Here is a 20,706-nt window from a genome sequence, read left to right as displayed (position 1 = left end):
TTTGAAATCTCACTGGTTTATATATTTGTAGAGTGTAGTCTTCCCAACACCAACCATCTTGCAGATAGATTGAATTGAATGCTTTTTATTAGCGTACAGTGTTTTTACCAGCTCCTTTTGCTCATCACTGAGTTTTTCTGGTCTTCCGCCTTGCCGACCCCTAGCTCTTGCAGCCTCAAGGCCAGCAAGAGTACGCTCTTTTATTAAATTACGTTCAAACTCAGAAAGGGCACCAAATACATGGGGTTTTGGGACATTCTCCAACAAATATTTCAATGTCCCAATATTATAAGGATAAGACACGCTGATACATCACCGTCTAACTGATAGTAGAAGAGTATTTAGGCATATTTAAGTTTCTCTTCACGAAAGATTGTAAACCAACAACTTCCTTTATTCAGCCTATCGTTTCCTGAATATATTAAGATTCCTAATTGAGTTAGGTGACAGAAATAGGCCCTTAAGGTTGCCCAGGATGATGGTATATTTTCTGCAATGTAATCTGGAACAAGATCATTATGACGCCTGCCAAGTCTTCCTACGATTTTAGCACAGGGTGGAACCTTGCAATTACAGTAATTTTGCAGCCAATCATCAACCTGCCTTATAGAGAAATATGATGTGCTTCTCCTGCAAATGAAATAGCTGTACACAGCTGTTTGCCAGACACGTCTATTGCAACTAAAAATCCAGTCTCCATTTGGAACTTCGACGTTCAGGAAATCAGGTAGTTCATTCAATGATAACTTTAAATCCTTACTGTGAGCTATCAAAATAGAATGTTGATTGGCTTCTTCTTTAAGCTGAGCAATAATATCTTCATTACAAACTTGATCAAACTCACTAAGAGCTACCTTAAGTTGATTTTTTTCTTCTAGTTCTCTTTTTTGTTTCATGATTTCTTGCTTCTCATATTTCTTTTCAACCTTGTGGATCTTTTCTTTCAATTTTTTTGAAAGTTCTAGAAGCTGGGCGGATGCTTTGGCGTTATTAAGCCATTGTGCACGCTTAGGTTCATTGATACGTGACCAGAAAGTTTCCCAATCTTTTACATCTCGTGGCGTTAAGTCTGATAAGTCAATTTCAATGGCAGATATATTTGCCTCCTTAATTTTATCAATCTTTTGGTCGTCCACTTTGTGTCGGTAGAAAATTTCTATGATGAGCTTCTCGTTCTTTTTTATCCCCAGTATGTCTGCTTTCATTCCATTGAGTGCTTGTTCTTCTTTTACAGAATCAAAGGATATCTCTCTTCCATTTGTTACAATGGTTTTGGACTCTGTATGCATTTGTTTCCTTGAATCTAAAGCTGATTCAATAATGGTATATTCTGGCAGTTTTATTTGTCTTTTTTCCATTATAATCTGCTTAGCAGCCAAATGGATTGCACTTTCCAGCCCACCCACACATTCGTTGTTAGAGGCATGTTTAAAGTGATGCTGATTCTTAACACCTTTGGCAGCAATCAATGAAGAGCCACAAGACGGACATACACAGTTGCAACTCATACCTCTGTCAACATTAGAAATGTGAACAATAGCGCCATTGTCACTCAGGCCAAAAGGTAATTTTAAATTTCCTGTTTTAGTCATGACAATACCTCCAAAACTCCTAAAGGCTTTCTGGCTCCAGCAGTCCATATTTCTGGTACAGATATGTGCGGATTATCGTATCCAATCTTACCTGCTATCCTAGGAAGATAGATGGTGTTTTTGCCGATACCTAACAGGTCTCCAGTAGTAGTTTCATGGGCGTATGTAATAGTTAAGAAGACACTACCTTCTGTCTCCTTTACATCGATGAGATGATGTATAGTTACATTGCGGTACTTACTGAAGACATGTCGGCATGCATCGTTATTATCAGTAAAAAACTTTGCCAGCATTTTAAAGCTTCTGAATGGAGGGTATTGACTGGACCATATCTGATCAGAGAATAAAGAAGCATATATTGCCTCGCCTAGAGTGTAACTGTCTGGGAGTTCTGATAACAATCCATCAAGATGTTTTCTTCTGTGATCGATAAAATCATCCGATATCAATACGATAACTTTAGCCTGACTCAACTTACTAATAGGATATTTTACATCTGCCAGCATAGTGTTTTTGGTGCTATATCCAAAAAAAGCTGCCACGAGTTCATGAGCATGTGAGGATTTTAGTTTAAGGTCATATTTTTCTTTGGTAAATTTGCGCAAAGAGTCTGCACATACTTTTAACATATCTTGATGCATACTTATTTCCTATAATTCAGGCTGGCTGTTTACGCTGTTGTCGTGGAAGTTCATCACAACTATGCCAGCAGTTTAATAGGTGCTAAGTACAGTTGAATTTAATTTCAAAATATCGTCTTTTCGGGCTTCCACACCTGAGGCAATCGATTCCGCAGGTGAATATATATAAATTAATTTGATATTTCAAGATCTAAGAGAGCTTTCAGAAGTTTGGGAAACATAACAGAAAAGATAGAAACATGGGTTTTTGGGACTATTGATATTAACAAGATTGAGGTTACGCGACATTAAACAAATTTTTATCATTTTTTTCGTCTAAAATAATAAATGAGAACAAATAGTTAATGGATAACGGGATGTCTAAAAAAGCAACATGGAAGAATTGCAAAGTTCTACCCAACAAAATACTAAAATATCTGCAATCAATTTCTAAATTAGGCAAAGATGGAGAGGTATCTTTCTTGTCTCAGCCTGACAATTTTTTTCTACCTGAGAAAAATCTATTGACGGAATTTTTAAAGATTGAACGTGCAGATGAGACAACTATATCTAACTCAGTAAAATCAGCATTAGATTCGTGTATTATTAATAACAATATATCAGCGGGTTACTTTTTGGATAAGGTTAACGAGGAACTCGATAAACGTATAAGCAATATAAGCCCCAAATACCTTTTGACTACACTTTCCCTTAAGCATACAAGCAAATTAAAACCTATTGATATATTTGAAAGCTCAATAAAATTTTATAAAAACAAGTTTCCAAGAAAATTTGCACAATATCGAAAAAATCTACTTGATAAAAATAATCTTTCAGATCATGAGAGGTATATTAAATGTATTGTAACAACAAACACATACTCTAATGATATAGAAGTCCACATGAGTAATTTAAACATTCTAAGAGCAATTTTGTGCCTATCTATTAATGAGGGATTTAATATCAGTTTCGGAAAAGAGAAAAACCCACTAAATGAAATAAGATTTGGAGAAGCTCATTCATTGCATCATCAAAATGGTGAGCCTGTTATACCATACCCATGGTATGAACCAGAGTTCGTAATCGCGTTTACAATGCCAGAAATTGAACTAGATAGAAAATTTATAAAATCCATCATTAATAAGATCTCCTCTTCAAAATACGCCAACCTCCTCAAAGATACACTAATCATTTATGTAAAAGCTCTTGATGAATCAGATCATAACTTGGCAATAACTTTGCTTTGGAACTCTATAGACAAGTTATTGAATAAGAGCAAAGGTAATTACAACGAGATATCAAATCGAGTAAAAAAAATTTTTGGACATGATTCAAGATTTATTGATATTGTTGAAGGTGTTAAATTTATTAGAAATGCATATGTCCATGATGCTATTTCAAACCAACAGTCAAAATATTACTGCTTAGCGTTGAGAGTACTATTTAAAAAAATCTTTATATTTCATTTAGATTTTTTCTCTAAAGACTTATCACTAGATGAGGCTCTTGAAGTCATTGATTTATTAGACAAACCAATTTTAACCAGAAAAGCTCTTGAAATACGTAACCGGCTTAACTCTTAGCATTAGTGTAAGTGATTAAAAAACTCTGCCAACTCAATTTAGATGGTTAATATTTACAGCCGCTCACAGTAATAGCCCTCAATTAAATTTAATTAATCAATTATTGATGTACTTATAGAGGGTAGTCTTCCCTACACCAACCATCTTACAAATCGACTGAATGGAGTGTTTTTTATTGGCATAAAGTGTTTTAACCAGTTCCTTTTGCTCATCATTAAGTTTCTCAGGCCTGCCACCTTGGCGGCCTCTAGCTCTCGCTGCCTCAAGACCTGCAAGTGTTCGTTCTTTAATTAAGTTACGTTCAAATTCTGAAAGTGCCCCAAAGACATGGAACATAAATTTACCTGAAGATGTTTCAGTATTTATGGATTCAGTAATACTATGAAACCCAATCTGATTTTCCTCTAGCTTTGCCACATAAGCAATCAAATGCTTAAGTGACCGCCCTAGTCTATCCAATCGCCAAACCACCAACACATCACCCTTTCTGAGATAACTTTGTAATTTCTCTAACCCCGGTCTTTCCGAAACCGAGCCACTAATCTTATCCGTAAAAATTTCCTCACAACCAGCCCTCTTCAATTCATCAAGTTGCAAGTCTAAATTTTGTTCATGTGTTGATACTCTGGCATACCCTACTCGCATCATTCATCCTTTTGTTCAGAAAGTCTAAAAATTTAGATTAAACCGAACTTTGTTAAATGTACAGAGTTATCGAACCGATTTTAGGGGCTATTGAAAATTTTATGATTTGAGATAGTTGTGTTCACAAACCCATCGTTTTGAGGAAAACAGAGTCATGCTATTTAAAACTCATTATTGGGCACAAATTGGGTACTTTTAAGAGGTACTATCAAAAGAGAATAATTGTTTACAATATTAAATTTAAAAAATATTATTAATATAAACAGATACTTATGTTTAAGTATTTATTTCAAAGAAACAAAAATCAGCGGGAACAAATCGGTAAAAAAATCTTTATAAATCAACAAGTTGGTGGAGGCGGCGGCTATTTAATTGAGAAGTTAACTTATTGTTTATTAATAATAATTAATTATTAGTTCTTTTAAGTTGTCCACCAAGTTGCCCATGTATCTATATGTCTACATAGGGTTAACGCATGAAACCTAATCTATCATATTCTAAAATTTAAAATTAATTTTCTAAAGCTGGCTTTGGACTTTTGGATTTTTTCCGAGCTTTTTTAGATAATTTCAAATATAGAGACTCAACAAACTCACATGCGGATATTATTTTATCTTGTTTCAAAACTATAAATATACCATCTACATCATACTTATTGGTTAGTTTTAAAGAAAGATAATCTTTATCTCGATAGCCACTATATATAGGGACTATTGATATTTCTTGATCCAATCCCTCACTTTCATTTGGCTCTCCTAAGTTAATTACAATTCCCACATACACTTTTCTATCTGACATAGTAATTAACAGTACTTTTTGTTCAATGTATGATGAAAATAATAAATTATCTAAGGGGCTATCGCTTAAAATGTTGTACATAAGGAATATCTTTGCCTTTCGATAAGGAATCTCCTCATTACAACCAAAACGCCACCACGCTATTACACGTAACGCTCCACGTTCAAGAAGACACCATAAAACACTGATAATTACAGTCAGAAAAAAGAATATAAGAAGCCCCTCTAGCTGGGTTTTATCAACATCCAATTTCCATGACTCATCAGGTAATAATTTGCATATATATTTTACAACACCAGTAAAAGCATCAAGCAAAAAAGCTAAGAAAGTGAATATTGAACCAATGAATATGGCTTTGATATATAGTAATTGACCATCATATCTATGAAGTGTGTAAAAATTAGATGGGGACCATCTTAATACAATGAATGCATTTGTGATTATCGAAACTAGAAAGGCTGCAAGCATCCGTGCCTCCCATAGTTACTTCGAAAGTATTTTCTCGGCGTTGGCTAAAACTTTTTTATATTTCTCGCTCTTTGTAACTTCTTTAGCATCCATTACAAGAGTACCACGGCCAACGACATCCATAGTTTTGGAGCTGCTATTTTTAAGCGCTTCAATTACCTTTTTTTCATCATCACTAGGATGAATAAAGTTCCATATTGACATAAATAACCCCTTTTTGAATAAATAAAGTTATTTCTGTATGCCTTAAAGTGTAGCTCAGAAAACCTTTATCAACAAATTTCTAACGCTAATAATACATTATCTGGCCAAGATATCTATGACTCCTATCACTTAAATACCCCCACAAAGCAATAAAATCACGACCTTCCACATGAATATTAAATAACATTTCTTGTCAAAAATTACTTCTGGGAACTATTTTCTTTAGGGAACATAAGGTCTTTTAGTTTGGGAAATAAGGCGGAAACCTCCACCTCTAAAATCAACGCGATTTGTATCAATGTTTGAATCGACATATTTTGCTCACCCCTTTCAATTCGCCCCATATAAGTGCGCCCTAATTGAGCTTGGGAAGCAAAATCCTCTTGGGAATAACCTTTTGCTTTTCTGGTATCCCGGATTATTTTGCCTATTTTTATAAGATTAGGATGTTTTTCTTTCATTAAGAAAGTAGACAATATTCACACCTAATCAGACCACACCCAATAAGTGGCATTTTGTTGGTTAATTTTGTATCATATATTTATTTCAGAAAATTAACCGATGAATACATTTAAAGAAATTGCCTATCAAATACTGCTTGAAGCAGGTAAGCCACTACATAGTAAAGAAATAACAGCTCTTGCTTTAAAGCTTGGAAGATTGAATTCAATAGGGAAAACTCCTGATTTGACGATGAATGCTGAATTAAATGTTGATATTAATACTAAAAAAGCAGCGTCTTGCTTCATTAAAGTAGCCCCTTCTATTTTTGCAATTAATAATGATAAATCTCTTTCAAGCGAACTTAAGCCTATGGCAGATAAGGAATACAAAATCTCGCCTAATATTTCCACACAACAAAAAGGACATATTGCAGAAGCTAGAATTGCAGAGCTTATTACACTTTACGGAGATACAACTTTATCTTGCTATCGACCTGTTTCTGATGATGAAGGTATTGACCTTATTGTTAAAGAAAAAGGAAGTTTAAAAACTATATATCTCCAAATAAAAAGCAGGTTTGAAAGTAATCCTTCTAGATCATTTTCCTCTACGATTAGAGCTTGTAACTTACATGATCATCATGCTATGGCTGTAATTTTTTGTTTATTCGACACTGATGCTGGAGATCTTTGTAATCAATTATGGTTTGTTCCTGCTTGTTCACTTATAAAGAATGCTCATAAACTTCAAAATGGAGACTTTTTTGGCTTTGTAGCTGGAAAACGTAAAAAAGAATCCAATAAATGGGATGAATTTTTAATAGATAAAAGAGACCTTGCCAATCAAATAATTGCATCGATAAAACGCATTTCTTAATTTATCGCTAGCACTATGGAATATGTATCAATGAGTCAAACCTCTTCCTATTTTGATGTTCTTCAATAAGATCGATAATTTTTTTGCCCTCATCTGAAGCAATATTTCCTAGTAGCATTTCCTGCAAGATAGACTCAATTGTCTCCATATAATTATTTTCCTCTAAAGTTGGTAAATCACTCTCTATAAGGTTATCTTTCGCTTTTGGTAATAACCTCTCAATACAAAGCCGTAGCGCATTAGGATCACCCTCTAGCGCTTTTTCAACCATTTTATTTATCAACTGCTCTGCATGCGGCTCAAGCAGTTTAATCAACTGGGTTTGAGTATTCCGAGATCCTTTTGGTCGACCTGATGGATTACCGCTTTCTCCGGGCTTAAATTTCATAACTATCTCTGTTAATTCTCTGTTGTTTACAGGTGAAGTCGTTTATTAATTTTCTGGCTTACTTTATTTCAGATACTTCTTTAGCTCTTTGTAAAAAATATTGTCGTGAATCTACATTATTACTGCAAGATTCCAGCACTTCAATAATGATTAAAGGGTCTTTTTCACCAATATATTCTAACCAAGAAAGTATTTTTTGTTTTTCATTACTGGTTAACGATCCACATGGATTATTCGAGTTCCCCACTGCGACAGTTGCGACTTCTGCGACAGTTGATAGTTTTACTGGTTCTTCTGTCGCAATTGTCGCTGATGTCAACTTTGCATTTTCGATGAGAAAGCCCTTTTTAATTAGATTATTAATTATCATTTGCACCCCCTGCCAACAAAGCCGGATTGATATAAATCCCTTTCTTTTTTCCACTTTGTATTTGGCGTATTCTTTTAGCTTCAACCAACTCATTCAAAGCAATATCCAGAATCTTTTTTTCACGTAGCCGGATAGGTACAATATTACGTTGCACATCTCGCCTAGATACGATATTGGTTTTTTTCTTATGACAATATCTGATAAGCCACGAATTAAGTTTAACGACATCCCCCTGGCTATCTGACAATGCTAGCTCTGCAAAAAAACGCTTCGCTTCATGTAAATGCCAAGCCACTATTCTTGATGCATTTTCAAAATCATTGAAGCCAATTGCCCCAGTAACACCTTGGTTAAATACTTTAAATAAGGTTGCAACACGTACCGCATTATCAGCAATTTTACTGGCAACATCAGAGATTTCACTTAATTCACCCCCAACACCTAGTTCCCCTTCGATAACGTCATGGAAACATATCCATGCTTTTTTTGCTTCCGGTGATAGAGAAACTTGTATAACGGAAAGGCCGCCATTTTTATCAATAGTTACTTCCTGATTCAATATTTCACTAATTCGTGTATTAAATTTTGCTAGGTTAAACCAAGATCCTGGTGGTTCTGTAAAGAATCTATTTCCTTGTGTGGACTCAGGATAGGCAATTAGAAATCGAGCAAGAAACCCTGTCCCCCTTGCTAATCCATTAGAGCGATCTAGAAAATGTTTTAATGTTACTTCCTGGACTTGGAAACCAACAGTCAACCGAGCTCCATTAACAATAAATGATTCAGAACCACGGCGCTCAGTAGGGATAGGTGAACCATCCCATAGTTGATTAAGGGTAGCTAAATTTCGCATTACCGATTCTTTACCCATTCCATGAGAACCTAAGACCGTACCTGCTTCACTAGAGAGAATACCTCCTGACGGCCATACTTTAGCTAAATTCCATTTAAGCGCTTCAGGTGTTACATCACAATAGACCAATCGAGGAACTAGAGGGGATACAGGTTTTTCATATTCTAAATTTACTAACTTCAGTTCTTGTTCATGAGTAGGTTTGTTAGTCTTTGCAAGTATTCGAATCTGTTCCTTCACACCTCGATATTTTTCTTCCCATATGGATATTTCTGCTTGATAGTCCTTTATTAAAGGCTTGGCTTTTTCCTGTGCTATAGATTCATAATCTCTAATCGCCTTCATAAAAAAACTATCACAGGTAGATTTACGCTCACCAGAATCAGCTATTGTTAGCAAATATAAACTAACTGGACTAATTAAGCCTTCCGTTCGCTTAACATCCACATGAGCTTGTATAGCTAAAGATAAAGCAGCTAATGCAGCGGATGCCACTAATGGCATAGGAGCTTTGGTAAAAGCTGCTACTTCTTCGACTGCATTACGAACAGTATCTGGAAGCGCATCTAATGGGTATGGCTGAGCATTAATTTCTTCTAATAATGGAAATGGCTCAGGCCAAGTACTATCATCTGATTGAAGCACTACAGCTCTTATAGTTTCAGCCACGGAATCCAATCCACTAAAGGCTGCCATATCGTTAAAATCTGAAGCTTTATTCGGCCGTTCTATACCAAAGTTAGGAATAACCACTTTTCCACCAATAATATCTGCAGCCTGATTTGCTTTAGTTAACCCAGGATTACCTTCTTTATCAGCATCATCATCCGCACAGATTATTAATGTATGCTCAGGAAACTGCTCGCTCATCACTTGGGCTATCGCTAGAAGATTGGAGCTACTAAAAGCAACAGCGACAGGATAACCTGTCGCCATATTAATTGTTTTTCCTGTTGCAACTCCTTCAACAATACATATAACGTCAGCGCCTTGTGGATTACCTAAACTAAAATAACAACCAGCTACTCGCCCCCCACTAAGAAATTGTTTATTACCATCAGGATCAATAAATTGTAGTGAGTATATTTTCCCATCTGCTCGTAAGGGGACTACTAAAGACCCTTTGTAACAACGTATACCTTTAGGCTCAATATTTTTACTAACAAGATAAGGATAATTAGCTTGTGCTGGTATAGAATTATCCCAAATAGATAGCGCTCTTTTAGCTGCCTCCTGATGAGTAGCTGCTACTTCATTCAGTGCTTTCAACTGCGCTTCTTGTACCTGGCGTTTAAACAAAGCTTGCTCACCTGGAGTTAGTTTTTGATTGCTTTTTACCCACCAAATCTCTGATAACCCCGTTGACCAATCTCCATAACAACCACCCAATTGCTCTAAAAATAATATGCACCAGCCAGCTTTATTTTCTTTCGTTTTGCCGATGCCGGGAAAACGATATATTTTTCCAGGGACAATATTTTCTGGTGGCTCTAAACCTGTTGCTTTGATCGCAGCGCAAAATTGGAAGAGATTATCGGTCATTTTGCCACCTCCATATACTAGCATGACGGCACCTATCTAAAGTAAAATGCAGCTGGAAGCTTATTTTTGAGGTCACTTGGTTGCAGCCAAAGTGACCTTGTACATGTTGAAACATAATTTTCCCCTTTTGTCACTTTGATTTCCGACTGGATTCTATTTGTTGCTCAATCCATTCGTTAATCTCTGATTCAATCCAACCAACTGCTCGGATACCAATAGAAATTGACTTAGGGAAAAGACCTTCTGACATTAGCTTATAAATGTTACTACGTGACATGCCAACGCGTTTTTTTACGGTAGGTAGTCGTAAGATCGTCTTAGCCATGCTCATGCCTCCTTAGGCGTTGTGATACATAGCTCTTAGGATATTGGATATAAATTTAATTTAAGACGAATTCGTTTATGAGTTAGACGACGGGTAGCTATCGTCTATAGCAAAAATATTAGCCATCTATTAACTGCACAGCCTTTCTTAGATATTTTCGGACGGTATCTTTGCCAATGGAATATCCTTTTCTTTCAAGACTGGCTTTTATACTGTATTTATTCTCTCCAGTCGCATCGTTTCGCTCTTTCTTAGGATCATAATGAAATTTATCCTTAGCTATTCCCAATAACATGGTATAGACAACTTCTCGCTCAGATTCATCTAACTCATGGTTTTCTTTGTATAATTTAGGATAGAACTCTTCTGGAAGCTTGAAGTTTTTCTTCATAGCCCAACCTACAAGCTGGCTTGGAGAGTATTTGAAATTTAAAGTCCCCACAGGAAATAGCGGGCTTTTCTCTAACATGGGATAAAGCGCCTCATAGTCTTCTAGGGAAACAGGGGTAAGAATTTTAGCGACATGGGCAGTAGTCATTAAATTGAAAAAATACTTTGCACTTCCAATATCCTCATTACAAGCAGAGAGTATTTTTGCAAAATCCTCTTTATACCAAAAATCATGATGTTTTATTTCTGTTACTAATTCCTCTAGCGTCATAAATTCCTCTTATGCAAGTTAACAAAAAGACTTTATTGGATTCTAAAGGAATATAAAGTATATTGCAGTACATATGCATTCATTTTGAGGCAATTATGTCGAGCAATAAAACGGCTACTTTGACATTAAGAATATCTCCTGAGATGAAAGAAAAATTAAGGAATGCTGCAATGTATGAACATCGATCCATAGCAAATATGGTAGAAGTGTTGATTCGAGACTATTGTGAAAAAAATAGTATTAGCGTCCCAGATAAGCATGATCCAGATAATGAACATTAAGAAATTGGGCATTTAAATTATGGCAATTAAAAAATCAGAATTATATTCATCACTTTGGTCAAGCTGTGATGAATTACGTGGTGGGATGGATGCTAGTCAATATAAAGATTATGTATTGGTATTGTTATTCATCAAATACATTAGTGATAAATATGCAGGGCAACCATTCGCGCCAATTATTATTCCCGAAGGAGCAAGCTTTAAAGATATGGTGGCATTAAAAGGCAAGCCAACTATTGGGGAAGATATAAATAGGAAAATTATCGCCCCTCTTGCAAACGCTAATAAATTAACCAGCATGCCTGACTTTGATGATGCTGAGAAACTTGGTAGTGGTAAAGAAAAAGTTGATAAGCTCACCAACTTGATTGCTATTTTTGAAAATCCTGCTTTAAATTTTAGTAAGAATCGTGCCGACGGTGATGATATTCTTGGGGATGCTTATGAATATTTAATGCGCCATTTCGCAACTGAAAGTGGTAAAAGTAAAGGCCAATTTTATACTCCTGCAGAAGTTAGTCGAGTCATGGCAAAAGTAATAGGAATCGATCAAGCGGAGACTACTGCATCAACTACAGTATACGACCCTACATGCGGTTCAGGTTCATTGCTTTTAAAAGTTGCAGATCAAGCAAAAACACCAATTAGCCTATATGGGCAAGAAAAAGATGCTGCAACAAGTGGGTTAGCACGCATGAACATGATTTTGCACGATAACCCTGGCGCTGAGATCAAACAGGGTAACACGCTTGCAAATCCTTTATTTAAAGATGATGACAATTTAAAGACATTTGATTATGTGGTGGCCAATCCACCGTTTAGTGATAAACGATGGAGCAGTGGTGTTGATACTGAAAACGATCCCTATAAACGATTTAGCTTTGGAGTTCCACCAGCTAAGAACGGCGATTACGCCTATTTGCTTCATATCATACGCTCTTTAAAAAGCAGAGGAAAGGGTGCATGTATTCTTCCTCATGGAGTGTTATTTCGTGGTAATGCCGAAGCCGTTATTAGAGAAGCATTAATCCGTCAAGGTCTGATTAAAGGCATTATTGGATTACCAGCCAATTTATTTTATGGCACAGGCATTCCTGCTTGTATAATCCTCATTGACAAAGAAAATACAGCCAATCGAGACAGTATTTTTCTGATTGATGCCAGCAAAGGATTTATAAAAGATGGTAATAAAAATCGATTGAGGGAAATGGATATCCATAAAATGGTAGATGTGTTTAATAAACAAATTGAAATAGAGGGCTATAGCAAATGCGTATCCTTAAGTGAAATTGAAAAAAACGAATTTAACTTAAATATTCCTCGTTACATCGACAGTAGCGAGACAGAAGACCAACAAGATATTGAAGCCCATCTTCTTGGCGATATTCCAAAAGCTGATATTGGAGCACTTGCTGAATACTGGGAAGTGTTCCCTTCATTAAAATCTACGCTTTTTAAAAAAGCATCAAGAAGTGAGCAATATCTAACTTTTCAAGTAGATAAAGCTGAAATTAAACAGACTATTTTTCAGCATCCTGAATTTATGGCGTATATAGAAAAAATGAATTCTGTATTTGATAATTGGAGGGCAAGAACTGCAGATAAACTTAAAGAACTACAGCCAGGTTTTCACCCAAAGTCACTCATTCATGAAATTAGTGAAGATTTGCTTACTACTTATAAAGATATTCCCCTCCTTGACCGTTATGATGTCTACCAACACCTAATGAATTACTGGTTTGAAGTAATGCAGGATGATTGTTATCTCATTGCAGGAGAAGGCTGGTGCGCGCCTACTTATCGCATTATTGAAACTAACAATAAGGGTAAACAAGTTGATAAAGGATGGTCTTGCGATTTAGTACCTAAATACTTTGTCATCAATCGTTATTTCTCTGTTGAACAACAAAATATAGATAATCTAAATATCGAACTTGAAAATTTGCAAAACCAAAAGATAGAAATGGAGGGAGAGCATAATACTGAAGAAGGCTTTTTATATTTTGATAAGTTAAACAAACCAAGTGTTACTTCTCGGTTAAAAGAACTGAAAAACGATGCTAATAGTGTTGAGGAAATAAACATCTTAAAAAATTACTTAAAACTTATTGAGCAAGAGTCGCATACAAAAAAAGCCATTAAAGAAACTGAAATTGCCTTGGATGAAAAAGTCTTAGATTTTTATGTCTCTCTTACCGTAGATCAAATTAAACAGTTAGTTGTAGATGATAAGTGGATGCCTATGCTTGATAAAGCAGTTCATGCAGAAATGGACAGATTAAGTCAAAACTTATCTATGCGACTTAAACAGTTGGCAGAACGTTATGAAATATCGTTGCCTGCTTTAAATGATGAAGTCGCCTCATTAGAAAAAGTTGTTCAAGCTCATTTACAGGATATGGGGTTTGTATGGAATTAGAAATTCAATATCAACAGACTTCAATCGGGATTTTCCCTAATGATTGGGTTATTAAAAAATTAATTGAAATTGCAGATATAAAAAGTGGCGGCACTCCGAGTACATTAATGGCAGAATTTTGGAATGGCGATATTCCCTGGTGCACACCGACGGATATTACGGCCCTTAATGGAAATAAATATATACTATCAACGAATAAAAAAATCTCTCACAAAGGTTTACTCAATAGTTCTGCGGAAATTTTACCAATAAACTCGATATTAATGACATCAAGAGCAACTATAGGTGAATGCGCCATAAATAAAACACCTATGTCTACCAACCAAGGATTTAAAAATTTTATACCTAGAGAAGGGATAAATTATGAATTTTTATATTACTTATTGAAAATACAAAAACAAGGACTTACGAAGCTCTGTAGTGGCAGTACATTTTTTGAAATTAGCAAAAGTATTCTATCTAATTACCAGATTGCACTTCCTCTAACCAAAGGTGAACAAAGCTCTATCGCCAATGCATTGAGCGATGTTGATACTTGGATTCAATCCCTCTCTCGCTTGATTGAAAAAAAACACAGAATAAAACAAGGAGCTATGCAACAATTATTAAAACCAAAGGAAAATTGGCTCGAAAAAAGATTAGGAAATGTGTCGACTTTAAAAGCCAGAATTGGTTGGCAAGGACTCACTACTTCCGAATATCTAAAATCAGGAGATTACTATCTAGTAACCGGAACTGATTTTAAAAATGGATATATAGATTGGGAAAACTGCCATTTTGTAGATGAACTTCGATATAAACAAGATAAAAATATACAATTAAAAGCTAATGATGTATTGGTAACTAAAGATGGGACTATAGGAAAAATAGCTCTAGTGCCCTCACTCAATAAACCTGCCACGCTTAATAGTGGTGTGTTCGTTATAAGACCCCTTAATAAGACTTTTGACCCTATCTTTTTCTATTATTTACTATCCTCCTATTTCTTTATTGGTTTTCTTAATCAATTGAGTGCTGGCTCAACAATCAATCATTTATATCAAAAAGATTTTGTGAATTTTGTATTCAAAACACCGCCAACTCTGGATGAGCAAGTTGAAATTGGTCGGATTTTATTTGATATGGATATAGAAATATCTACTTTAGAGAAAAAATTAATAAAGGCGCAACATATTAAACAAGGCATGATGCAAAATTTACTCACCGGAAGGATACGATTGATATGAAGGAAACCGTAAATAAATCAGAACGAACCACTCAAAATCGTATCATCAAATTATACACCGAAGAGCTTGGTTTTAATTACCTTGGCAATCTGGAAGATAGACCTAACAATTCTAATATCGAAGTATCCCAATTAACTCAATATTTATCTAAAAGAGGATATTCACCAGAACAAATCAGTAAAGCATTAGATAAATTACAAATATCAGCAAATAATCACGCACAAAATTTATATCATAATAACAGAGATGTTTACCAGCTCTTACGTTATGGCGTGCCTATTAAAGTTGACGCTGGAAGGCCTACCGACACCATTCACTTAATTGACTGGCAGCACCCAGAAAACAATGATTTTTACATAGCAGAAGAAGTCACTGTTTTTGGACAAAAAGAGAAACGCCCTGATATTGTTTTGTATATCAATGGAATAGCTATATCTGTATTAGAGCTTAAAAATAGTCGGAATTCGATTGGGGAAGGAATTCGACAATCATTGGTTAATCAAAAACCAGAATTCATAGGTTCATTTTTTACAACGATGCAATTGATTTTTGCTGGTAATGATTCCGAAGGCTTGCAATATGGAACTATTGGCACTATTGATAAATACTTCCTTAAATGGAAAGAGGATGAAGAGGATAATCAGAGTTATAAACTGGATAAATATCTCGCTAAAATGTGCAATAAGCAACGTTTAATAGAGCTTCTCTACGACTTTGTATTGTTTGATGGAGGCATTAAAAAAGTTCCACGGGTACATCAATACTTCGGTATTAAAGCAGCTCAGGAACATTTGCGCCGTAAAGAAGGTGGGATCATCTGGCATACTCAAGGTAGCGGCAAAAGTATTGTGATGGTCTTATTAGCCAAATGGATTCTGGAAAATAATCCTCATGCACGCATTGTTATCGTGACCGATCGTGATGAGTTGGATAAACAAATAGAAACAGTATTTACAGAGGCGGGTGAAGAAATACGTCGTACCAGCAGCGGTCGCGATTTAATGACCTTACTTGGGCAGGCAAAACCTCGTCTTCTCTGCTCTCTAATCCACAAATTTGGTAAACGTGATGTAGATAACTTTGAAAAATTCTTAAAAGAACTGGAAAGCCAACCCAGCCATGCTATTGGTGAGCTTTTCGTTTTTGTTGATGAATGTCATCGCACTCAAAGTGGGAAATTGCACCGAGTAATGAAGGCCATTATACCCAATGCGTTATTTATCGGTTTTACAGGTACCCCACTTTTAAAACAAGATAAAGCGACTTCACTAGAAATTTTTGGCAAATACATTCACACCTATAAATTTAATGAAGCGGTGGAAGATGGTGTCGTCCTTGATCTGGTTTATGAAGCACGTGATATTGATCAGCGCTTAAGTTCCCAACAAAAAATTGATGAATGGTTTCGAGTTAAAACCAAGGGGCTTAATGAATTTCAGCAAGCAGAGCTTAAGAAAAAATGGGGAACAATGCAAAGTGTGCTAAGCAGCCGCCCCCGAATGGACAGGGTTGTAACTGATATTATTTATGATTTTGGCGTTAAACCTCGTTTGAAGTCAGAACGTGGTAACGCCATTTTAGTTGCGTCTAGTATTTTCGAAGCCTGCCGCTATTATGAACTATTTCAAAATCCTAATACCGGCTTAAAGGGTAAGTGCGCCTTAGTAACCTCGTACAATCCACAAACCCGTGATATTACTGCAGAGGAAACTGGAGCTAATACAGAAAGTGACAAGCAGTATATATTTAATACCTACGAAAAAATCTTGCATGATATAAGGCCAAGCCCAGGCAAAAGCAAAACGGAAACCTACGAAGATAACGTTAAGGCCTTATTTAAAAAAGAACCCGCTAATATGAAGTTATTGGTAGTTGTTGATAAATTACTAACAGGTTTTGATGCGCCAAGCTGTACCTATTTGTATATCGATAAATCCATGCAAGATCACGGCCTTTTTCAAGCAATTTGCCGAGTGAACCGCTTAGATGGTAGTGATAAGGATTTTGGTTATATTGTTGATTATAAGGATCTGTTTAAAAAGGTTGAGAACGCTGTTGCTGTATATACATCTGAGCTTGAATATGATGGTTTTGAAGCAAAAGACTGTGACGTTTTATTAAAAGATCGGTTGAAAGTAGGCAAAGAACGGCTTGATGCAACAATAGAAGCAGTTGAACTGCTGTGCGAAGATGTTAAACCACCTAAAAGTGATTTAGATTACATTCATTATTTTTGTGGCAATACGGAACTACCAGAGGATTTGAAAGAACGTGAGCCTCTTCGTTCTGCTCTCTACAAAGCAACAGTTACTTTCATTCGAGCCTACGCAAACATCGCTGATCAATTGGAAGAAGCTGGTTATAGTGAAGGTCAAATTACTTATATCAAAGCACGTCTCGATCACTATTTGAAATTACGTGAAGTGATTCGTCGAGCTAGTAATGAAACCCTGGATCTTAAATCATATGAAGCGGATATGCGTCATTTACTAGATAGCTATATCCAAGCCGATGATTCCGTAGTCATTTCACCATTTGGTGATATGCCCTTAATTGATATCATTGTTAAAAGTGGTATTGCTGAGGCGATTAGCTCAATGCCTAGTGGAATACGCTCCAGTCAGGAAGCCATTGCTGAAATCATCGAAAATAACGTTCGTAGTACAATAATAAAAGAACATTTGGTTGATCCTGCTTATTTTGAACGAATGTCACGTTTATTGGATGAATTAATCAAGAGGCGAAGAGAACAAGCAATTGCTTATGCTGAATATCTTAAGGAAATTGCTGAGTTAGCTAATCAAGTAACTACAGGACAAACAGAAAATACTCCTGATACAATGGATACTCCTGCTAAACGAGCATTGTATAATAACCTTAATCATGACGAAGCCCTTGCTTTGCAGGTTGATGCAGCAGTTAAAGTAAGTAAAAGTGATGGCTGGCGCGGAAATTTGGCTAAAGAGAACCAGATAAAAAGAGCAATATGGGAAATCGTTCAGGATGTTGACGAGGTAGAGCGAATTTTTAACATTGTTAGGCAGCAGAGTGACTACTAATGACAGACTTCAAATTGCAGGATGTAGATGTTGAAGTGATACAGAAAAAAATTAAAAACGTTCATCTGAGCGTTTATCCGCCTACTGGGCACGTTAAAGTATCAGCCCCTGAGGCCATGTCTATGGAGACTATTCGGGTTTACGTCATATCCAAATTAAATTGGATAAGGAAACAACAGAATAAATTTCAGTCTCAAGAGCGAGAAACGACAAGAGAATACATTGACAGAGAAAGTCACTATTTCAATGGCAAACGCTACTTATTAAAGCTAGTAGAATGCGATAGCCCCCCTAAAGTTAAGTTGACACACTCACAAATTATCTTACAAGTGCGACCTGGTAGTGATGTGCACAAAAAAGCGGAAGTTCTTGATAGTTGGTATCGTCGTCAATTAAGAGAAAGAATTCTTCTCATGCTCGCAACATGGGAGAAAAAAATGGGCGTCTCAGTTTCCAAGCTAACAATCCAAAAAATGAAAACTAAATGGGGGAGTTGTACTCATTCCCTAAAATCCATACGTATTAATCTTGAATTAGCAAAGAAACCATCAGAGTTTCTTGAATATGTTATTGTCCATGAATTAGCTCATCTTATTGAACCCTCGCATAATCACCGATTTGCAGCCTTAATGGAGCAATTCATGCCAAAATGGCGGTTTTATAGAGATGAGCTTAATAGACTGCCAATACCACATGAGCGCTAGGTCATTAAATTAATTAAACTTCAGTCTCTAGTGCAATGTCACTATAAAATGGAGCAAATGCTTCACGAAACTTTTCTTTTATGATGCTTGTTTTTTGATTGACACTTTCTTCGTCAACTTTCAAACAGAGCTTCATGAAAATCTCTGTAAAGGTTATTGCACAAAAAACAAAGGTCTCAACAGATATAGCAGCCATCCTTGTATGCTCAACCGCATTACCAAGATGTTTCTCTGAATTATACCCAACAAGATCATTCAATAATCTGGGATTCCAATGCATAATTTTGGATAAATAATCAAAGACGGTTAACTTTAACTCTTTGCTCTTATGTTGCGTTAAAGGAAGAATTATACATTCCCTATCTATCCCCAACTCCATTGCAGTTTCTCTGCTGGAGTATGTAGGGCAAAAAGCTTTCTGCCATTCATAAAAATCTTTTCCATTCCGACCAACATCAACTCCTTCAAAATTTAAAAAATATTCTATGGCTTTAAGCTGCTCATCCTCCTCCAAACTTAATATCCACAAAATTTGGATAATAATATCTAAAGATGAACGGCACAAAATGGCAAAACTAAAAAAATTTCTTTTGTCTACAATACACTGGGAACTAGGCAAAACATCTAACATGAAATTTTGATAAACATTCAGTACGATTTTAGAGAACTCTTCTGTTAGTGTGATTTTTGCCGGTTGTTCATGATATAAATCCAATAACCCATTTGTGGCCTCTATAAAAGCATGGGAAGCAACATCAAGAAATTTTCTTTCATTCGTCATATTATTCTCATTAATTAGTTTTACAATGCATCAGGTTTTTTTAGAGATTTCTTTTTTTCAGATTCCAGCCTACGCTCAACCTTTTTTACATCCTCTGCTGGAGGTAACTTCTCGGGTGTAATACCCCGATCTATAAGTGTCTTACGTACTGCTTCATTATTTGTAACATGCTCTTTTGAAATGGCTTGCTCTGTTGTCATACCATGTTCCTTGGCATTAAAAATAGTAATCTCTGTGGCAAAGTCTTTTGCTTTTAAAATAATGGTCGGTGCAAAGTCAGCTAATGGGCGACTGTCAGGTACATTCCATTGCTTTTTCATCGCTTGGGTTGATTTACCAAAAAGTGCGTGATCGCCTTTGCTGCGAATCATGGCAAAATTTTCATTTCCATTTGTTTGTTCATAAATAACTTGCGAGAGCTCTTTTTCAGTATCGGACAATTTTTTTCGCGCAGTTACCCGTTCGGTCTCTAGCAAACGTTGCTCAATTAATTCAGCTTTGCGAGTTTGTACAGCAAAATACGTTTGAGCAAACGCAATTTCTTGTTTTTTAGGATCACCATTTTGTGCAATTAAATAACATGCATACCGTGTAAGCATAATGTCATTAATTTCTCTTTGGCTTCCCGAACCTAATTCAACCATTTTCCCGACGTCGGCAAAATGGTCTGCAACATTGTGCTCTGATATTTCACACGCAGTTTTTGCTTTTGAAACAACCTTTAAGAAGTTGTCCCATTTTTCATACCCTAGTAATTTTTGTACATCCCTGGCTAACCAAAATTCTACACCCTCATCTGTTTTATGTGCATGTGATTCAAAATTGGTAGTTAATGTATAAATAATCTCTGTTTTCACAATAATTCCT

20 protein-coding genes and 1 pseudogene are annotated in these 20,706 nt (G+C 35.9%); 7 read left to right on the top strand and 14 right to left on the bottom strand.

The window, feature by feature from the left end; all coding sequences use genetic code 11:
- Positions 1 to 9: 9 nt before the first annotated feature.
- From ACZ5EK_RS00880 to ACZ5EK_RS00870, 3 genes and pseudogenes are all read right to left on the bottom strand, one after another.
- Positions 10 to 243, bottom strand: a pseudogene (locus ACZ5EK_RS00880) (helix-turn-helix domain-containing protein); the annotation flags it as partial.
- 98 nt (positions 244 to 341) lie between these two features.
- The gene (locus tag ACZ5EK_RS00875) at positions 342 to 1,592 is read right to left on the bottom strand and encodes a competence protein CoiA family protein (RefSeq protein ID WP_464430915.1); all 1,251 of its coding nucleotides are present in this window, start codon (positions 1,590 to 1,592) and stop codon (positions 342 to 344) included.
- Entirely contained in the window at positions 1,589 to 2,233 is a 645-nt protein-coding gene (locus ACZ5EK_RS00870; protein WP_464430914.1) for a hypothetical protein, read from the bottom strand. Before ACZ5EK_RS00870 ends, ACZ5EK_RS00875 begins: the two co-directional genes overlap by 4 nt.
- A gap of 356 nt (positions 2,234 to 2,589) precedes the next feature.
- On the opposite strand from ACZ5EK_RS00870, the gene ACZ5EK_RS00865 reads away from it, so the two are divergent.
- The gene (locus ACZ5EK_RS00865; RefSeq protein ID WP_464430913.1) at positions 2,590 to 3,795 is read left to right on the top strand and encodes a hypothetical protein; all 1,206 of its coding nucleotides are present in this window, start codon (positions 2,590 to 2,592) and stop codon (positions 3,793 to 3,795) included.
- 96 nt (positions 3,796 to 3,891) lie between these two features.
- Here ACZ5EK_RS00865 and ACZ5EK_RS00860 read toward each other — a convergent pair whose 3' ends face one another.
- The 4 genes from ACZ5EK_RS00860 to ACZ5EK_RS00845 all read right to left on the bottom strand — a co-directional run bounded on the left by ACZ5EK_RS00860 (position 3,892) and on the right by ACZ5EK_RS00845 (position 6,386).
- Entirely contained in the window at positions 3,892 to 4,440 is a 549-nt protein-coding gene (locus tag ACZ5EK_RS00860; RefSeq protein ID WP_464432430.1) for a recombinase family protein, read from the bottom strand.
- A 510-nt stretch (positions 4,441 to 4,950) separates the two neighbouring features.
- On the bottom strand, positions 4,951 to 5,706 hold the full coding sequence (locus ACZ5EK_RS00855) for a hypothetical protein (protein WP_464430912.1): 756 nt from the start codon (positions 5,704 to 5,706) through the stop codon (positions 4,951 to 4,953).
- A gap of 15 nt (positions 5,707 to 5,721) precedes the next feature.
- Complete coding sequence (locus tag ACZ5EK_RS00850) at positions 5,722 to 5,910, bottom strand: hypothetical protein (protein WP_464430911.1); 189 nt, start codon at positions 5,908 to 5,910, stop codon at positions 5,722 to 5,724.
- A 200-nt stretch (positions 5,911 to 6,110) separates the two neighbouring features.
- Entirely contained in the window at positions 6,111 to 6,386 is a 276-nt protein-coding gene (locus tag ACZ5EK_RS00845; RefSeq protein WP_464430910.1) for a helix-turn-helix domain-containing protein, read from the bottom strand.
- A gap of 85 nt (positions 6,387 to 6,471) precedes the next feature.
- Here ACZ5EK_RS00845 and ACZ5EK_RS00840 point away from each other — a divergent pair, with 85 nt between their 5' ends.
- Entirely contained in the window at positions 6,472 to 7,230 is a 759-nt protein-coding gene (locus ACZ5EK_RS00840) for an HTH domain-containing protein (protein WP_464430909.1), read from the top strand.
- 13 nt (positions 7,231 to 7,243) lie between these two features.
- Here ACZ5EK_RS00840 and ACZ5EK_RS00835 read toward each other — a convergent pair whose 3' ends face one another.
- The 5 genes from ACZ5EK_RS00835 to ACZ5EK_RS00815 form a co-directional block, all read right to left on the bottom strand.
- Positions 7,244 to 7,618, bottom strand: coding sequence for a DUF5681 domain-containing protein (locus ACZ5EK_RS00835; RefSeq protein ID WP_464430908.1), 375 nt, complete (start codon positions 7,616 to 7,618; stop codon positions 7,244 to 7,246).
- Between the two features lie 58 nt (positions 7,619 to 7,676).
- Complete coding sequence (locus ACZ5EK_RS00830) at positions 7,677 to 7,988, bottom strand: hypothetical protein (protein WP_464430907.1); 312 nt, start codon at positions 7,986 to 7,988, stop codon at positions 7,677 to 7,679.
- Positions 7,978 to 10,383, bottom strand: coding sequence for a DUF3987 domain-containing protein (locus tag ACZ5EK_RS00825; protein WP_464430906.1), 2,406 nt, complete (start codon positions 10,381 to 10,383; stop codon positions 7,978 to 7,980). The genes ACZ5EK_RS00830 and ACZ5EK_RS00825 overlap by 11 nt, the downstream gene beginning before the upstream one ends.
- 130 nt (positions 10,384 to 10,513) lie before the next feature.
- Positions 10,514 to 10,708: a helix-turn-helix transcriptional regulator gene (locus ACZ5EK_RS00820; RefSeq protein WP_464430905.1), complete on the bottom strand. Its 195-nt coding sequence runs from the start codon at positions 10,706 to 10,708 to the stop codon at positions 10,514 to 10,516.
- A 118-nt stretch (positions 10,709 to 10,826) separates the two neighbouring features.
- Positions 10,827 to 11,369: a hypothetical protein gene (locus tag ACZ5EK_RS00815; protein WP_464430904.1), complete on the bottom strand. Its 543-nt coding sequence runs from the start codon at positions 11,367 to 11,369 to the stop codon at positions 10,827 to 10,829.
- 95 nt (positions 11,370 to 11,464) lie between these two features.
- Between ACZ5EK_RS00815 and ACZ5EK_RS00810 the strand changes: the two genes are divergently transcribed.
- The 5 genes from ACZ5EK_RS00810 to ACZ5EK_RS00790 are packed head-to-tail and all read left to right on the top strand — an operon-like array spanning position 11,465 to position 19,058.
- Positions 11,465 to 11,650: a type II toxin-antitoxin system antitoxin gene (locus tag ACZ5EK_RS00810; protein WP_464430903.1), complete on the top strand. Its 186-nt coding sequence runs from the start codon at positions 11,465 to 11,467 to the stop codon at positions 11,648 to 11,650.
- 19 nt (positions 11,651 to 11,669) lie between these two features.
- Positions 11,670 to 14,069 (top strand): type I restriction-modification system subunit M, encoded by a 2,400-nt coding sequence (locus ACZ5EK_RS00805; protein ID WP_464430902.1) that lies wholly within the window; start codon positions 11,670 to 11,672, stop codon positions 14,067 to 14,069.
- Positions 14,060 to 15,295: a restriction endonuclease subunit S gene (locus tag ACZ5EK_RS00800; RefSeq protein WP_464430901.1), complete on the top strand. Its 1,236-nt coding sequence runs from the start codon at positions 14,060 to 14,062 to the stop codon at positions 15,293 to 15,295. Before ACZ5EK_RS00805 ends, ACZ5EK_RS00800 begins: the two co-directional genes overlap by 10 nt.
- Positions 15,292 to 18,354 (top strand): type I restriction endonuclease subunit R, encoded by a 3,063-nt coding sequence (locus ACZ5EK_RS00795; RefSeq protein ID WP_464430900.1) that lies wholly within the window; start codon positions 15,292 to 15,294, stop codon positions 18,352 to 18,354. The genes ACZ5EK_RS00800 and ACZ5EK_RS00795 overlap by 4 nt, the downstream gene beginning before the upstream one ends.
- On the top strand, positions 18,354 to 19,058 hold the full coding sequence (locus tag ACZ5EK_RS00790; protein WP_464430899.1) for a M48 family metallopeptidase: 705 nt from the start codon (positions 18,354 to 18,356) through the stop codon (positions 19,056 to 19,058). The genes ACZ5EK_RS00795 and ACZ5EK_RS00790 overlap by 1 nt, the downstream gene beginning before the upstream one ends.
- Positions 19,059 to 19,071: 13 nt before the next feature.
- On the opposite strand, the gene ACZ5EK_RS00785 is transcribed toward ACZ5EK_RS00790, so the two are convergent.
- Positions 19,072 to 19,839, bottom strand: a complete 768-nt coding sequence (locus tag ACZ5EK_RS00785; RefSeq protein ID WP_464430898.1) for a hypothetical protein — start codon at positions 19,837 to 19,839, stop codon at positions 19,072 to 19,074.
- A gap of 20 nt (positions 19,840 to 19,859) precedes the next feature.
- Positions 19,860 to 20,696 carry a DNA damage-inducible protein D gene (gene dinD / locus ACZ5EK_RS00780; RefSeq protein WP_464430897.1) on the bottom strand — a complete coding sequence of 279 codons (837 nt, stop codon included), beginning with the start codon at positions 20,694 to 20,696 and terminating at the stop codon, positions 19,860 to 19,862.
- Positions 20,697 to 20,706 lie beyond the last annotated feature (10 nt).

This window comes from Legionella sp. JM-2024 (assembly GCF_055389095.1).
Note: the sequence above shows the minus strand (reverse complement) of the source record. Positions and strands in the feature narration are given on the sequence as shown.

Excerpts from the sequence above, each read along its gene's own strand:
- ACZ5EK_RS00875 (WP_464430915.1), bottom strand. The coding sequence starts at position 1,592 with ATGACTAAAACAGGAAATTTAAAATTACCTTTTGGCCTGAGTGACAAT.
- ACZ5EK_RS00870 (WP_464430914.1), bottom strand. The coding sequence starts at position 2,233 with ATGCATCAAGATATGTTAAAAGTATGTGCAGACTCTTTGCGCAAATTT.
- ACZ5EK_RS00865 (WP_464430913.1), top strand. The coding sequence starts at position 2,590 with ATGTCTAAAAAAGCAACATGGAAGAATTGCAAAGTTCTACCCAACAAA.
- ACZ5EK_RS00860 (WP_464432430.1), bottom strand. The coding sequence starts at position 4,440 with ATGCGAGTAGGGTATGCCAGAGTATCAACACATGAACAAAATTTAGAC.
- ACZ5EK_RS00855 (WP_464430912.1), bottom strand. The coding sequence starts at position 5,706 with ATGCTTGCAGCCTTTCTAGTTTCGATAATCACAAATGCATTCATTGTA.
- ACZ5EK_RS00850 (WP_464430911.1), bottom strand. The coding sequence starts at position 5,910 with ATGTCAATATGGAACTTTATTCATCCTAGTGATGATGAAAAAAAGGTA.
- ACZ5EK_RS00840 (WP_464430909.1), top strand. The coding sequence starts at position 6,472 with ATGAATACATTTAAAGAAATTGCCTATCAAATACTGCTTGAAGCAGGT.
- ACZ5EK_RS00835 (WP_464430908.1), bottom strand. The coding sequence starts at position 7,618 with ATGAAATTTAAGCCCGGAGAAAGCGGTAATCCATCAGGTCGACCAAAA.
- ACZ5EK_RS00830 (WP_464430907.1), bottom strand. The coding sequence starts at position 7,988 with ATGATAATTAATAATCTAATTAAAAAGGGCTTTCTCATCGAAAATGCA.
- ACZ5EK_RS00825 (WP_464430906.1), bottom strand. The coding sequence starts at position 10,383 with ATGACCGATAATCTCTTCCAATTTTGCGCTGCGATCAAAGCAACAGGT.
- ACZ5EK_RS00820 (WP_464430905.1), bottom strand. The coding sequence starts at position 10,708 with ATGGCTAAGACGATCTTACGACTACCTACCGTAAAAAAACGCGTTGGC.
- ACZ5EK_RS00815 (WP_464430904.1), bottom strand. The coding sequence starts at position 11,369 with ATGACGCTAGAGGAATTAGTAACAGAAATAAAACATCATGATTTTTGG.
- ACZ5EK_RS00810 (WP_464430903.1), top strand. The coding sequence starts at position 11,465 with ATGTCGAGCAATAAAACGGCTACTTTGACATTAAGAATATCTCCTGAG.
- ACZ5EK_RS00805 (WP_464430902.1), top strand. The coding sequence starts at position 11,670 with ATGGCAATTAAAAAATCAGAATTATATTCATCACTTTGGTCAAGCTGT.
- ACZ5EK_RS00800 (WP_464430901.1), top strand. The coding sequence starts at position 14,060 with ATGGAATTAGAAATTCAATATCAACAGACTTCAATCGGGATTTTCCCT.
- ACZ5EK_RS00795 (WP_464430900.1), top strand. The coding sequence starts at position 15,292 with ATGAAGGAAACCGTAAATAAATCAGAACGAACCACTCAAAATCGTATC.
- ACZ5EK_RS00790 (WP_464430899.1), top strand. The coding sequence starts at position 18,354 with ATGACAGACTTCAAATTGCAGGATGTAGATGTTGAAGTGATACAGAAA.
- ACZ5EK_RS00785 (WP_464430898.1), bottom strand. The coding sequence starts at position 19,839 with ATGACGAATGAAAGAAAATTTCTTGATGTTGCTTCCCATGCTTTTATA.